This is a genomic window from Streptomyces sp. NPDC051921 (assembly GCF_040680975.1).
GTDB lineage: Bacteria > Actinomycetota > Actinomycetes > Streptomycetales > Streptomycetaceae > Streptomyces.
This window is the reverse complement of record NZ_JBFAXU010000014.1, coordinates 64,695-77,621: the sequence shown is the minus strand read 5'-3', so window position 1 is coordinate 77,621 and position 12,927 is coordinate 64,695. Positions and strand designations below refer to the sequence as shown.

At 73.5% G+C, this 12,927-nt stretch carries 11 protein-coding genes and 1 pseudogene; 6 read left to right on the top strand and 6 right to left on the bottom strand.

The window, feature by feature from the left end:
• Positions 1-114: 114 nt before the first annotated feature.
• Positions 115-1,338 (bottom strand): saccharopine dehydrogenase C-terminal domain-containing protein, encoded by a 1,224-nt coding sequence (locus AB0M16_RS19840; protein ID WP_365344552.1) that lies wholly within the window; start codon positions 1,336-1,338, stop codon positions 115-117.
• Between the two features lie 133 nt (positions 1,339-1,471).
• Here AB0M16_RS19840 and AB0M16_RS19835 point away from each other — a divergent pair, with 133 nt between their 5' ends.
• Positions 1,472-2,269 (top strand): TetR/AcrR family transcriptional regulator, encoded by a 798-nt coding sequence (locus AB0M16_RS19835; RefSeq protein WP_365344550.1) that lies wholly within the window; start codon positions 1,472-1,474, stop codon positions 2,267-2,269.
• Positions 2,270-2,640: 371 nt separating this feature from the next.
• Here the strand turns inward: AB0M16_RS19835 and AB0M16_RS19830 are convergent.
• Positions 2,641-3,421: pseudogene (locus tag AB0M16_RS19830) on the bottom strand (HEAT repeat domain-containing protein); the annotation flags it as partial.
• 113 nt (positions 3,422-3,534) lie between these two features.
• On the opposite strand from AB0M16_RS19830, the gene ligA reads away from it, so the two are divergent.
• Entirely contained in the window at positions 3,535-5,586 is a 2,052-nt protein-coding gene (gene ligA, locus AB0M16_RS19825; RefSeq protein ID WP_365344548.1) for an NAD-dependent DNA ligase LigA, read from the top strand.
• Between the two features lie 27 nt (positions 5,587-5,613).
• Here the strand turns inward: ligA and AB0M16_RS19820 are convergent, their stop codons facing one another.
• Positions 5,614-6,459, bottom strand: coding sequence for an SDR family oxidoreductase (locus AB0M16_RS19820; RefSeq protein ID WP_365344546.1), 846 nt, complete (start codon positions 6,457-6,459; stop codon positions 5,614-5,616).
• Positions 6,460-6,587: 128 nt separating this feature from the next.
• On the opposite strand from AB0M16_RS19820, the gene AB0M16_RS19815 reads away from it, so the two are divergent.
• Entirely contained in the window at positions 6,588-7,163 is a 576-nt protein-coding gene (locus AB0M16_RS19815; RefSeq protein ID WP_365344544.1) for a TetR/AcrR family transcriptional regulator, read from the top strand.
• 263 nt (positions 7,164-7,426) lie between these two features.
• On the opposite strand, the gene AB0M16_RS19810 is transcribed toward AB0M16_RS19815, so the two are convergent.
• Together AB0M16_RS19810 and AB0M16_RS19805 are read right to left on the bottom strand one after the other, a co-directional pair.
• Positions 7,427-8,572, bottom strand: coding sequence for a DUF6596 domain-containing protein (locus tag AB0M16_RS19810; RefSeq protein ID WP_365344791.1), 1,146 nt, complete (start codon positions 8,570-8,572; stop codon positions 7,427-7,429).
• 8 nt (positions 8,573-8,580) lie between these two features.
• Positions 8,581-8,988, bottom strand: coding sequence for a YciI family protein (locus AB0M16_RS19805; protein WP_365344542.1), 408 nt, complete (start codon positions 8,986-8,988; stop codon positions 8,581-8,583).
• 420 nt (positions 8,989-9,408) lie between these two features.
• Between AB0M16_RS19805 and AB0M16_RS19800 the strand changes: the two genes are divergently transcribed.
• Positions 9,409-9,936, top strand: a complete 528-nt coding sequence (locus AB0M16_RS19800) for an NUDIX hydrolase family protein (protein ID WP_365344789.1) — start codon at positions 9,409-9,411, stop codon at positions 9,934-9,936.
• A 682-nt stretch (positions 9,937-10,618) separates the two neighbouring features.
• Here the strand turns inward: AB0M16_RS19800 and AB0M16_RS19795 are convergent.
• Entirely contained in the window at positions 10,619-10,906 is a 288-nt protein-coding gene (locus AB0M16_RS19795) for a DUF1905 domain-containing protein (protein ID WP_365344540.1), read from the bottom strand.
• 124 nt (positions 10,907-11,030) lie between these two features.
• On the opposite strand from AB0M16_RS19795, the gene AB0M16_RS19790 reads away from it, so the two are divergent.
• Entirely contained in the window at positions 11,031-11,624 is a 594-nt protein-coding gene (locus AB0M16_RS19790; RefSeq protein WP_365344538.1) for a WHG domain-containing protein, read from the top strand.
• Between the two features lie 32 nt (positions 11,625-11,656).
• A complete protein-coding gene (locus AB0M16_RS19785) occupies positions 11,657-12,850 on the top strand; it encodes an SGNH/GDSL hydrolase family protein (protein ID WP_365344536.1) in 1,194 nt (397 codons plus the stop codon).
• Positions 12,851-12,927 lie beyond the last annotated feature (77 nt).

Below are 12,927 nucleotides of genomic sequence, written 5' to 3'. Positions count from 1 at the left end.
CGGATCCCGGGCTCATGGACCCCACCGGTCGCAGTACTCGATTTGGTCGCGCGGTGAGGAAGGCGCCGACGACCAGCTGGGGGATCCCGGCCCCCGCCGCCCCGGCCGAGCGGGTCAGTGCCCCTCGCGCAGCCCCCATGGGGACTCGTACGCGGTGAGCAGGTCGAGGAAGGGGCGGGGCGGCAGGGCCTCGGGGCCCAGGACGCCGGTGCCCTTCCAGCTGCCGTCGGCGATCAGTTCGAGGGCGATCACCGGGTTGACCGCCGTCTGCCAGACCACGGCCTGGGAGCCGTACTCGCGCATCGACCACTCGTTGTCGACGACGTGGTACAGGTACACCTCGCGCGCCGCGCCGTCCTTCGTCCCCTTGACCCACGTGCCGGCGCAGGTCTTGCCCTTCATGCGGTCGCCCAGCGTGGCCGGGTCGGGCAGGCACGCGGCCACCACGTCCCGGGGGGATACCTCGACCGGCCCGTCGGCGCCGGGCACGGTGACCTTCGCGGTGGCGTCCAGGCCCAGTTCGTGCAGGGTCTTCAGCTTGGCGATGAAGTCGTCGCCGAGGCCGTACTTGAACGTCACCCGGCGTGCGCCCACCCAGCGCGGGATGAGCAGCACCTCCTCGTGCTCGACGTTCACGCACTCCACCGGGCCGATGCCCTCGGGGAAGTCGAACACCTCCGGTTCGCTGAACGGCGCCGTGGTGAACCATCCGCGGTCCTTCTCGTACACCACGGGCGGGTTGAGACACTCCTCGATGGTGGTCCAGATGTTGAAGGAGGGCGCGAAGTCGTAGCCCTCGACCGTGAGGTTCGCGCCGTCGCGGACGCCGATCTCCTCGATCTCGTCGAAGAGCTCGTCGGCCGCGTACCGGGCGAAGACGTCCGAGAGGCCCGGCTCCACGCCCATCCCGACCAGGGCGAGGAGGCCCGCCTGTTCCCAGGCCGCGCTGCGGGCGAACTGCTCGTCGCCGAGCTTGACCCCGCACTGCTCGTACGGGGCGGTCGCGTGCGGCGCGGACAGCGACATTGCCATGTCCACGTAATGCGTGCCGGCCGCGAGCGCCGCGTTGAAGAGCGGCATCACGAACCGCGGATCGGTCGCGTTCAGGAGCGCGTCGCAGCGCTCCTCGCGCAGGACGCGGCGCACCTCGGCCTCGTCCGAGGCGTCCAGGCGGCGGGCGCTGAACCGGCCCGCCCCGTCCCCGAGCGCGGCGACGGCCGCTTCGGCGCGGGCGGGGTCGTAGTCGGCGACGACCATGTGGGTCAGGAAGTCACGGCGGGCCGCGATACGGGTGACGGCGGTTCCCACGCCGCCCGCACCCACGAGAAGTACGCGCATGTCACACACCATTTCCTTGGGACGGTCCGGGCGCCGGGCGCCCGGGTACGTCTCGATGGAACACGAGCTCGACGGTTAAGGTCTACGGCGTTGGCATAAGGTTCCGAGGGCTCCAGGACACGGAGGGCGTGCGATGGCCAAGAAGGTGGTTCCGGAGGCGGAACGACGCAGACGGCGGCCGACCCGGCAGGGCACCGTGCTGTCGGAGGAGCTGATCGTGCGGACCGCGCTGCGGATGCTGCGCGAGCACGGGAGCGCCGGCCTGACCGCCCGCCGCCTGGGAAGCGCCCTGGGCGCCGACCCGAGCACCCTCTACCGCTATTTCGCCGGCCTGGACGACCTGACGCGTGCCATCGGCGAGGAGCTGATGGGGCGGGCGCTGGACAGCTGGGCGGCCACCGGGCGATGGCGTGCCGACCTGCACGCCCTCGGACTGGCGATCCACGCCTCCTATCTGGCCCATCCCCAGGCCGCGCTGCTGACCGCCAGCAGGGTCACCGGCCGCCCCCGCGAGATCGAGGTCGACGAGACGATCCTCGGCATCCTCCGCGGCGCCGGCTTCGGCGACGCGGACGCCGTCGGCCTGTACCACGCCTTCATCGACACGGCCCTGGCCTTCGCCTCCCTGGACGCGGGTGCGCTGGCCGTCAAGGACGAGGCCCGGGCCGCGGACGAGGACATGTGGACCTCCACCTACGCCCGGCTGCCGGCGGCGACCCATCCGCACATCGCCGCGACCGCGCACCTGCTGGCGGACCGGATGAATCAGAGCGCCTATCCGGTCGTCCTGGACACCCTCCTGGACCGCGCGGAGGCACGGCTCGCCTCCGTACGAAGCCGGGGTGCGGGCTCGGGTCCAGGCACCAGGGACACGCGAGGGGCGGGTCCGGGGGCGGGCACGGGGGCGGGTCCGGGGGCGGGCACGGCCTGATGCCGGTCGGATCGTCGCCGTGCGCGCCTCCGCGCCCGCTCCGAGAAGGCGGCGACGACGCTCGCCCAGCACGGGGGTCGCCGCGACGAGCCTCGTCGGCGGCACCGGGGGGCGGTCCGCGGCCGACCGCACCGGCACCTGCGGCGGCAGTGCCCCTCGGCCTGCTCCCGTCGGCGGTGGGTCAGGTCGCGCGGTACGCGTAGGCGCGGACGTCGGCGTCCGCGTCACCGGCGGCTGCGGCGAGGGCGGCCCGGGCCCCGGGTTCGGCACGGTGCACCAGGAGGAGAGGACGGCGGCCTTGCGGACGTCCGCGTTGGTGTCCGTCAGGCTCCCCGCGAGCGCGCCGTGACGGCCTCGCCGGGCCGGGCGGCCCGGAGGGCGGTCGCGGCGGCGGCCCGGACCCTCGCGGCGCCGTCCTGCAGGCGTGCGGCGAGGGCGGGCCCGGCGCCGGCGGGGGCCGTCTCACCGAGGGTGGTGACGGCGGCCGCACGTACCGCCGGGTCGGCGTCGGCGAGGTAGGGACGAAGTTTTTTCCACCTCCGGGGACTCCTCCGCGAGGGAGACGAGGCGGAGGAGGGCCGGGCTGGGTGCGGCGACGTCCACCGGATCCCCAGCGCGGGATCCGCTGCCCTCCGCACCTGCCAGAGGCGCTGTCGGGGTGGTCCGGTCCGGTGGCGCGGGCTGGTGCCCCACGGCCGCGAGGGCCGGCGCGGCCTCGGCGTCCGCGTACCTCTCGGCCGGAGCCGCCGCGGGCGTGGTGCGGGAGCGGGCGGCGGGTGCCGCTTCCCTCGGACCGGCGGTGGCCGCCGGCACCAGGGCGACCTCGCCCCGCCACCGCTCCGGACCGGGCGTCGGTGTGAACTCCGGCACCGGCACCACGTAGGGCTCGACCGGCCGCGCGGTGAACTCCCTGGCTTCCGAAGGGGACTTGCGCAGGTCCAGGTGGTGCAGCCAGTCCGCGTCGTCCCGGCCCGGGTGGTCCAGCCGCTCGTGGTACAGGCCCCAGCGCGACTCGGTCCGGGCGAGGGAGGCCCGGGCCGCCATCTCCGCGCAGTCCCTGATGAAGGAGACGTCCGCGCACCGCATGAGCTCGTGCGGGGTGCGCGCCCCCATGCCGTCGATCTCCCGCGACATCCGCGCGAAGGCCTCGACCCCAGCTGGAATGCGCCGGGGTGGCAGCCCGCAGGACGTCGGGCGGACGCCGAGGCACGCTCCCGGAACCGGCTGGAGGGATCGATGTCAGACCCCTGCGCGAGGATCTTTCCATGACGACAGCCGCACCTGCCCTTTCGCTGACCGACCGTGCTGCCTACGACCGAGCGGTCGAACAGGCCCTCGCCGCGAGCGCGGCGTACTACGGCGACGGGAGCACCCCGCTCGACGACGCCTCCTACGACGCCCTCGCCCGCGGCATCGCCGCCTACGAGCAGGCCCGTCCCGATCACGTCCGGGCCGACTCCCCCACCGGCAAGGTCGGCGGCGGCGTGGCTCCGGTCGGGGATGTGGCGCACACCGTGGCCATGCTCTCGCTCGACAACGTCTTCGACGCCGAGGGCCTGGTGAAGTGGGACGCGTCGCTGGCCCGCCGGATCGGTCACCCGGTCGAGGGCGGCTACGCGGTGGAGCCGAAGCTGGACGGGGCCGCGCTGGCGGCGCGCTACCGCGACGGGCGCCTGGTGCAGCTCGTCGGGCGGGGGAACGGCACGCACGGTGAGGACCTCAGCCACGCGATCGGCACGATCGCCGGCCTTCCCGTCCAGGTGCCCGGCGGCGCCACGGTGGAGATCCGGGGCGAGGTCCTGCTGACCCGGGAGCAGTTCGAGAAGGCCAACGAGATACGCGCCGCGCACAACGCCAAGGTCTTCTCCAACCCGCGCAACGGCACGGCGGGAACCCTGCGGGCCAAGGACCGGCCGTACACCATCGAGACCACCTTCTTCGCGTACGGCGCGGTGGATCTGGACGAAGCGGGCTTCCTCACCGGCACCAGCCACCAGGCCGTCATGGACCAGGTCGCCGCCCTGGGTGTCCAGACGACCTCCGCCACCGACATCGGGCTGCGGGTGTACGCCACGCCGGCCGAGGCGCAGGCCCGTGTCGAGGAGATACAGCGGCTGCGGCCCGCGTTGCCGTTCGGGATCGACGGAGTGGTCATCAAGGCCAACGACCACGCCGAGCAGCAGGCCGCGGGATACGGCACCCGTCACCCGCACTGGGCCATCGCGTACAAGTTGCCGCCCGTGGAGGCGCGGACCACGCTCCTCGCCGTGGAGTGGAACGTGGGCCGCACCGGGCACATCGCGCCGCGCGCCGTGCTGGAGCCGGTGGAGGTCGACGGCAGCACCGTCACCTACGCGACGCTCCACAACCCGGCCTTCATCCGCAGCACCGGGCTGAAGGTGGGCGACACCGTCCTGCTCTACAAGGCCGGCGACATCATCCCGCGCGTCGAGGCACCCGTGGTGGCGCTGCGCACGGGCGAGGAGACCGACATCGTCCTGCCCGCGGCGTGCCCGGGGTGCGGCGGGGACATCGACAAGTCCGGCGAGCGATGGGAGTGCGCGGGCGGGGCGAGCGGTGGTTGCGGGAAGCTGCCGTCCCTCAAGTACGCCGTGGGCCGTGACCAGCTCGACATCGACGGTCTGGGCGCGACCTACCTGGAGACCCTCGTCGACGCCGGCCTGGTCGACGACGTGGCCGACCTCTTCTTCCTCACCCGCGAGCAGCTCGCCGAGGCGACGGGCAGTGACAAGCGCGCCGACGCGCTCGTGCGCCGGCTCGCCGAGGCGAAGGAGCAGCCGCTGAACCGGGTGTTCTGCGCGCTGGGAGTGGTACGGACGGGCCGGACGCTGTCGCGCGAGATCGCCCGCCACTTCGGCACCATGGACGCCATCCGGGCTGCCACGCCGGACGAGCTGGCGGAGGTCAACAAGCTGCCGGGGGCCAACGCTCCGAAGATCGCGGCGCACATCGCCGCCCTGGGCCCGGTCATCGACAAGCTGGCCGAGGCCGGGGTGAACATGGTCGAGCCGGGCGCCGCCGACGCGGGTACGGACACGGGGAGCAAGCCCCTGGCGGGCGAGGCGGTCGTCGTCACGGGCGGGATGCACGGAGCGCTGGCCGGGCGCAATCGCAACGAGATGAACGAACTCATCGAGCGCGCCGGCGGTACCGCCTCCAGCAGCGTGTCCAGGAAGACGACCATCCTCGTCGCGGGTGAGGGCGCCGGGTCCAAGCTCGCCAAGGCCGAGCAGCTCGGCACGAGGGTGCTGACCGAGGACGAGTTCGCCGCACTCGTCGCCGACCACCTCGCCTGAACGCCCTGGTCCGGCGGGGCGCCTCCGTCAGCGGATCCAGGCGCCGGTGAGGGTCTGGACGGCCGAGCCGTCGAGGTCGGCGAGCGAGGTGCCGACGAACTCGCGGGCCCACTCGGAGGTCTGGACGCGGAACGGGGGGTGCTCTGCGGTCAGGGCCTCGATGATCGGGGCGGCGGCCTCGAACGGCGTCTGGGCGTTCGCGAAGGACTGCTGCGTGCGGGCGATGTAGGCCTCGAGGGCGGGGGCGTACGGACCGGTGGCGGCGAGCAGGGCGGGGATGTCGAGGCCGAGGTTGGCGACGAACTCGCTGGCCACCGCGCCCGGTTCGACCACGGTGACGTCGACGCCGACGGTGGCGGCGACGGGGGCGAGTGACTGCATGAAGCCCTCGACGGCGAACTTGGCGGCGCAGTAGGCCTCGTTGAAGGGCTGGCCTACGACGCCGCCCACGCTGGTCACGGTGATCACCCGGCCCCGGGAGGCGCGCAGGTGGGGCAGCGCGGCGCGGGTGGTGGCGACCGCACCGAAGAAGTTGACCTCCATGGTGGCGCGGACGTCGTCGAGGCTCATCTGCTCGATGGTGCCGACCTGGGCGGCGCCGGCGTTGTTGACCAGCGCGTCGAGGCGGCCGTGCTCGGTGATCACCTCGTCGAGGCACGCGGCGATGCTGTCGGGGTCGGCGACGTCCAGGCGCCTGACCTGGATGCGGTTGGCGACCGCGTGCTCTGCTGCCGCCTTGAGCAGGGCCTCGGCCTTGCCGGTGTCGCGCATGGTGGCGACGGACGTCCAGCCCGCCTGGGCGGCGGCCACGGCGGCAGCCAGGCCGATGCCGGAGGACGTGCCGGTGATCAGGACGGTCTTGTCGCTGTTCATCAAGGGTTCTCCTTGCCTGTCGGACGGAGCACCGGCCGGTAACCGGGGAACTCCCCACTTAATCGCGAGGCTAACCGGGGAACTCCCCGGTTGTCCAGTTAGACTGGTGCCCGACGAAGGGAGCAGCCTTGACCACCCAGCCGAGCGTGTTGCGCGCGGATGCCCGCCGCAACCGGGAGCGCATCCTCGAAGCGGCCGTGCGCGCCTTCGCCGAGAAGGGCGCGGATGTTCCGATCGACACGATCGCCAAAGCCGCCGGTGTCGGCTCGGCCACGCTGTACCGCCACTTCCCCACACGCGAGGCACTGGTCGAGGCGGCCTACCGCAACGAGCTGGCCCGCGTCTGCGACAGCGCCGCCGAGCTGCTTGCCGAGCACCCGCCGGACCGGGCCCTGCGCCAGTGGATGGACCGGTTCATCGACTACCTGGCCGCCAAGGAGGGCATGGCGGACGCCCTGCGGGCCGCGGTCGCGTCCGGGGCGGACCCTTTCGCCGAGACCCTCGACAAGCTGAGCGCGGCGATCGACTCCCTACTGCGCGCCGGGGCCGGGGCCGGCCTCCTGCGCGCGGACGTCGACCCCTTCGACGTCGGGCTCAGCCTCGCCGGCGTCGCGCTGATCACCAGCTCACCCGCCCAGCAGGAACGGTCCGGCCGCCTCCTCGACCTGATCCTGGACGGGCTCCGCTACGGGACCGACGGATAGCTCCGACCGGCCCGGGCGCCACCGGCAGGCCCACAGCGACGTCGGCCTGCACGGGCGCACGGGAAGGGGTTCGCGTCCGCCTGATGCCGGGACGCCGGACTGCCAGGACGCCGGACTGCCGGGCAACGGGGCTACCGGGCCAGGGGCCACCCGGCCAGGGGCCACCCGGCCAGGGGCCACCGGGCCAAGGGCCCCCGGGCCACCGGACCCCCGGGCCACCGGGAGAGCGGGCTACCGAGAGAGAGCGGGAAGCTCGGATGCCGTCAGCGTCCCAGGCGCGTGTTGAGTCGGGCCGCCTGGCGCGTCAGGTAGTCGCGTTCCGCCAGGTTCGGCGCCTTGAGGGCGGCCTCGGCGTAGAGGCGGGCCGCCGTCGGCAGGTCGCCGGCGCGTTCCAGGAGGTACGCCGTCGCCGCGGTGTGGCGGGGCAGCGCGGCGTCGAGCTCCGCGAGCGCGGCGAGTCCGGCCCGCGGCCCGTCGGCCTCGCCCACGGCCACCGCCCGGTTGAGCCGGACGACCGGGCTGTCGGTGAGGCGGGCGAGTTCGTCGTACCACTCGACGATCTGCACCCAGTCCGTGTCCTCGGCCGTGGGCGCGTCCGCGTGGAGGGCCGCGACGGCCGCCTGGGCCTGGAACTCGCCCAGGCGGTCCCGGGCGAGGGCCGCCTGCAGGATCCGTACCCCTTCGGCGATCGCGTCGGTGTCCCACCGGCCACGGTCCTGCTCGGCGAGCGGGACCAGGCTGCCGTCGGGCGCGGTCCGGGAGGCACGCCGGGCGTGGTGGAGCAGCATGAGGGCGAGCAGCCCCGCGACCTCGGGGTGGTCGATCCGGGCGGCGAGCTGCCGCGTGAGCCGGATGGCCTCGGCGGCGAGGTCGACGTCGCCCGAATAGCCCTCGTTGAAGACCAGGTAGAGGACGCGCAGGACGGTGGCGACGTCCCCCGGCCGGTCGAAGCGCACCCCGGCCACGGTGCGCTTGGCACGGCTGATGCGCTGCGCCATGGTCGCCTCGGGCACCAGGTACGCCTGGGCGATCTGGCGGGTGGTGAGGCCGCCCACCGCGCGCAGGGTGAGCGCGACGGCGGACGACGGGGTCAGCGACGGATGGGCGCACAGGAGGTACAGCTGGAGCGTGTCGTCGGTGCCGGGCGCGGGACCGGGCGCCGGTTCCTCGCCCACGAGGTCCTCGCGGCGGCGGCGTGCGGTGTCCGCGCGGCTCGCGTCGAGGAACTTGTGCCAGGCGACGGTGACCAGCCAGCCCTTCGCGTCGCGCGGTGGATCGGCCGGCCAGACGCGCACCGCCTCCACGAGCGCGTCCTGGACGGCGTCCTCGGCCGCCGCGAAGTCGGCTCCGCGGCGGACGAGGACGGTGATCACGCCCGGCGTGAGGCCCCTCAGCAGCGCCTCGTCCATCGGGGCGGTCACTCCGAGACGGTCGGCGGTGCGGACAGGAACGGGCGCAGCTCCAGCCACTCGTGAATCGGCTTTCCGCCCGCCCCCGGCGCGGCCGACAGCTCCCCGGCCAGTTCGACGGCGCGGTCATAGCTGTCGACGTCGATCACCATCCAGCCGGCGATGAGGTCCTTCGTCTCGGCGAACGGGCCGTCGGTGACCGGCGGGCGGCCCTCGCCGTCGTACCGGACGAACGTTCCCTCGGGTGCGAGGGCCTGGCCGTCGACGAACTCGCCGGTCTTCTCCAGCCGGGCCGCGAAGTCGTGCATGTACTGCATGTGCGCCGAGATCTCCTCCGGCGTCCACCGGGTCATCGGCACGTCGTTGACCGCGGCCGGGGCGCCTCGGTAGTGCTTGAGCAGCAGGTACTTGGCCATGGTTCTTCTCCTCGGTGCTGTGCGACCCATTGTGGTCGCGTTCACCCCGGGGACGGAGCAGGCGACCCGTTCTCGACATCGCCCGCGCAATTTCTTCTCGCGGATTCCGATCGCCGTGCCGCTCGGTCCGTGCCCGGGTTCGCCCGGCGGGCCGGGTCCCGCAAACGTCCGAACTGCTCGACCGGCTGCGCCGCGAGGGCAACCGGCAGCCCTCGGCGACCCCACCGACGCGGCGTTCCGGATGATCCTGCTCCTGGACACCGGCCGGGACGCACACTGGCCCTGGGAGTCCGTGCGGCGCTGACACACCCCGCACCGCGCGACGCCCGTGCGCCGTCGGACCGCCCGGACACCCGGTCGGCTGACACGCAATCCGTGCCGAAGTCCCGCCCAGGAAAGTACGATCAAGAGATGTCCGACATGACCGAGACCACGCCCGGCTGGCTGAGCACCGACGAGTTGCACACCGCCAGAACCCAGGTGCCGATCCTGTACGTCGAGGCCGTACCCGTACGGGTGGACGACAGCGGCGAAGTCACCAGTATCGGACTGCTCCTGCGGATCGGCGCCGACGGAACGATCAGCCGCACCCTGGTGTCCGGCCGCGTGCTGCACCACGAGCGGATCCGTGACGCGCTGCTGCGGCATCTGGAGAAGGACCTCGGCCCGGTCGCCCTGCCGCGGATCCCCGCCTCCCTGCAACCCTTCACGGTCGCCGAGTACTTCCCCACGGCCGGCATCACGCCGTACCACGACCCGCGCCAGCACGCGGTGTCGCTGGCCTACGTCGTGCCGGTGACCGGCGACTGCCGACCTCGGCAGGACGCCCTGGACCTGGTGTGGCTCAGCCCTCAGGAAGCGGCCTCGCCGGCCGTGCAGGGCGAGATGCCCGGCGGTCACGGCGTCCTGCTGAGGCAGGCACTCGCGCACGTCGGACACATCTACTGACCGTCGGTGTACGCGACGCGGCCCGACCGCCCGAACGAGGCGGTCGGGGCCGCGCGGTCAACAGCGTGCCCCCGTACGCCTGCCCGGGCCGCGGTCCTTTCGGCTCGGCCCGATCGGGCCCCGGAAGGCCGCTCACCTGCTGCTGTGCACCGTTGCCGAACGGACGTCCGTCACGCCGAGCGGCGCCTTGCGGGTCGGACGGCGGATGCCTGAACTCGATCTTGCCCTAGTGTCGGGCGGGGCGTCGTGAGAGATCGTCGCCCGTGCCGGGCCCGGAGGGACCCCGGCCTGATCGGACGGCGGGTTCGCCCGCTCAACAGGAGGCCCGCATGGTCCGTCACGGCGCGCCCTGTCGTGACCGTCAGCCCAGCAGGACGGCGCCGCGTCGTCCGGCCGCCCCGGGAGCCGAAGACAGGCCCGCACGGTGAGCTGGTGGGGGTGGCTGCTCGTCACATGGCTCGTGGCCCAGCCGGTGTTCGCGCTGCTGTGGCACCTCTTCATGCGGAACCGCAAGCAGCAGGACCCGGAGTGACCGCTCCGGAGGGAAGCGGCCGAACGGCGCGACCGGTGCTCGTGGGGTGAGCGGCCGCCGTACAGGGTCGGGTAGGCGCGGTCGCGTCGTCCCGAGACCTGCTCGGAGGCAGCGACGGGACCGCCCGGGCGCCGGGCTCCTCCGGCGGGGCTACAGGCGGACGGTCATGGCGACCGTCACCTGGTCGCCGGGGGACAGCCGGGACGGCGTGCGCACGGCGCTCTTGAGGGGCAGCAGGTAGCCGCCGTCCTTCGGGAAGAGGGAGGTCGTGAAGGCCAACCCGTCGATGCGGGCCTCGACGGGGATCACGCCCCAGCCGTACGTGGCCGACGCCGCCACCTCGCGGATGTCCGCGGACTGCTCCTCCGGGACCGGGACGAAGAAGAACGGGGACGGTCCCCGCCACTCGATCACATGACTGGTGAAGGCGAGATCCACGGGGCCGGTCCGTTCGTGGTGGCGGGCGGGGCGCGCTCAGCGTACGCGTAACGGCCCTCGACCCGTTTGCCTAAAGTCATCAGGATAGTGCCTAATGGCTTTAGGCACAGAGACGGGAGCGATCATGGCGGCACGGGTGGGACTCACCGCGGAACGTCTCGTACGGGCGGCCGCGGACCTCGCCGACGAGCTCGGGTTCGACCAGGTCACCGTGTCCGTACTGGCCCGGCACTTCGGGGTGAAGCCCGCCAGCCTGTACTCGCACGTGAAGAACTCCGACGACCTCAGGACCCGGGTCGCCCTCCTGGCGCTGGAGGAGATGGCCGACCAGGGGGCCGCCGCGCTCGCCGGGCGGGCCGGCCGGGACGCCCTGGCGGCGTTCGCGGAGGTGTACCGCGACTACGCCAGGTCGCACCCCGGCCGCTACGCCGCCGCCCGGCTGCCGCTGAGCCCGGAGGCCGCGGCCGCGAGTGCGGGACCGCGGCACGCGCGGATGATGCGGGCGATCCTGCACGGCTACGACCTGGCCGAGCCGGAGGGAACGCATGCCGTACGCCTCCTGGGCAGCGTCTTCCACGGCTACGCGGACCTGGAACTCAGCGGAGCCTTCAGCCACAGCGCCCCGGACAGCCGGCAGAGCTGGGCGAGGATCATCGACGTCCTGGACATCGCCCTGCGCACCTGGCCGGCCGGCCACGAACCGCCCCCGCAGCCCTGACACCGACGACGAGGAACGAGACCAGCGAGACCATGAGCACCGGACGCACCCCGGCCTCGACCCCGGCCCTCACCTCCACCCCCATCGAGCGCGATCTCGTCCGCGGCGCACTCGAACTGGAGCGCACGGCGAACGGCCTGCTCCCGCACCGGCTGCCCGCTCGGGCCCGCGCCCAGAACACGGACCCGCAGCTGGCGATGGCCGAGGCCCAACCGTCGGGCGTGCGTCTGCGGTTCCGCACGCGGGCGACCGTCGTGGAGTTGGACACGCTGCCCACGAAGCGGGTCTACCCGGGGGCCCCGCCGCGCCCGGACGGCGTGTACGAGCTGTTCGTCGACGGGCGCCCGGTCGCGAGCGCGGTCGCGCACGGGGGCGACGTGATGACCGTCGACCTGGCCACCGGCGGCGCACGGACCGAGGCCGGGCCGACCGCGACGCTGCGCTTCGCGGATCTTCCCGGCACCGACAAGGACGTGGAGATCTGGCTGCCGCACAACGAGACCACCGAGCTCGTCGCCCTGCGGACGGACGCGCCCGTCGCGCCGGTCGACGCGGGGCACCGCCGCGTGTGGCTGCACCACGGAAGCTCCATCAGCCACGGCTCCGACGCGGCCGGGCCCAGCACCACCTGGCCCGCCCTCGCCTCCCGCATCGGCGACGTGGAGCTCGTGAACCTCGGCTTCGGCGGCGGCGCGCTGCTCGATCCCTTCACCGCCCGGGCCCTGCGCGACACGCCCGCCGACCTGATCAGCCTCAAGATCGGCATCAACCTCGTCAACACCGATCTGCTGCGGCTGCGCGCCTTCGGCCCGGCGGTGCACGGCTTCCTCGACACCCTCCGCGAGGGGCATCCGACGACGCCGCTGCTCGTCGTGTCCCCCATCCAGTGCCCGATCCACGAGGACACTCCGGGTCCCAGCCTTCCGGACATGTCCGCGCTCAGCAGCGGCCGCCTCGCCTTCCGAGCGGCCGGCGACCCCGCGGACACCGCCGCCGGAAAGCTCACCCTGAACGTGATACGGGCGGAGCTGGCCCGCATCGTCGCGCAGCGTTCGACCGACGACCCGCACCTCTTCCACCTCGACGGCAGGGAGCTCTACGGTCCGGCGGACGCCGCCGAACTCCCCCTCCCCGACGCCCTCCACCCCGACGCCACCACACACCGGCGCATGGGCGAACGCTTCGCGCGCCACGCCTTCGTACCGGGCGGCCCCTTCGCACCGTAGAGCCGCGGACGGCGGACGCGGGCGGACCGCCGGCTCCCCCGCCCCGCCCGGCGAAGCAGCTCAAGCGGCTCCGCTCG

What these genes read in the sequence shown, in the direction of transcription:
- AB0M16_RS19840 (WP_365344552.1), bottom strand. Translation starts at nt 1,338, where the DNA reads ATGCGCGTACTTCTCGTGGGTGCGGGCGGCGTGGGAACCGCCGTCACC.
- AB0M16_RS19835 (WP_365344550.1), top strand. Translation starts at nt 1,472, where the DNA reads ATGGCCAAGAAGGTGGTTCCGGAGGCGGAACGACGCAGACGGCGGCCG.
- ligA (WP_365344548.1), top strand. Translation starts at nt 3,535, where the DNA reads ATGACGACAGCCGCACCTGCCCTTTCGCTGACCGACCGTGCTGCCTAC.
- AB0M16_RS19820 (WP_365344546.1), bottom strand. Translation starts at nt 6,459, where the DNA reads ATGAACAGCGACAAGACCGTCCTGATCACCGGCACGTCCTCCGGCATC.
- AB0M16_RS19810 (WP_365344791.1), bottom strand. Translation starts at nt 8,572, where the DNA reads ATGGACGAGGCGCTGCTGAGGGGCCTCACGCCGGGCGTGATCACCGTC.
- AB0M16_RS19805 (WP_365344542.1), bottom strand. Translation starts at nt 8,988, where the DNA reads ATGGCCAAGTACCTGCTGCTCAAGCACTACCGAGGCGCCCCGGCCGCG.
- AB0M16_RS19800 (WP_365344789.1), top strand. Translation starts at nt 9,409, where the DNA reads ATGACCGAGACCACGCCCGGCTGGCTGAGCACCGACGAGTTGCACACC.
- AB0M16_RS19790 (WP_365344538.1), top strand. Translation starts at nt 11,031, where the DNA reads ATGGCGGCACGGGTGGGACTCACCGCGGAACGTCTCGTACGGGCGGCC.
- AB0M16_RS19785 (WP_365344536.1), top strand. Translation starts at nt 11,657, where the DNA reads ATGAGCACCGGACGCACCCCGGCCTCGACCCCGGCCCTCACCTCCACC.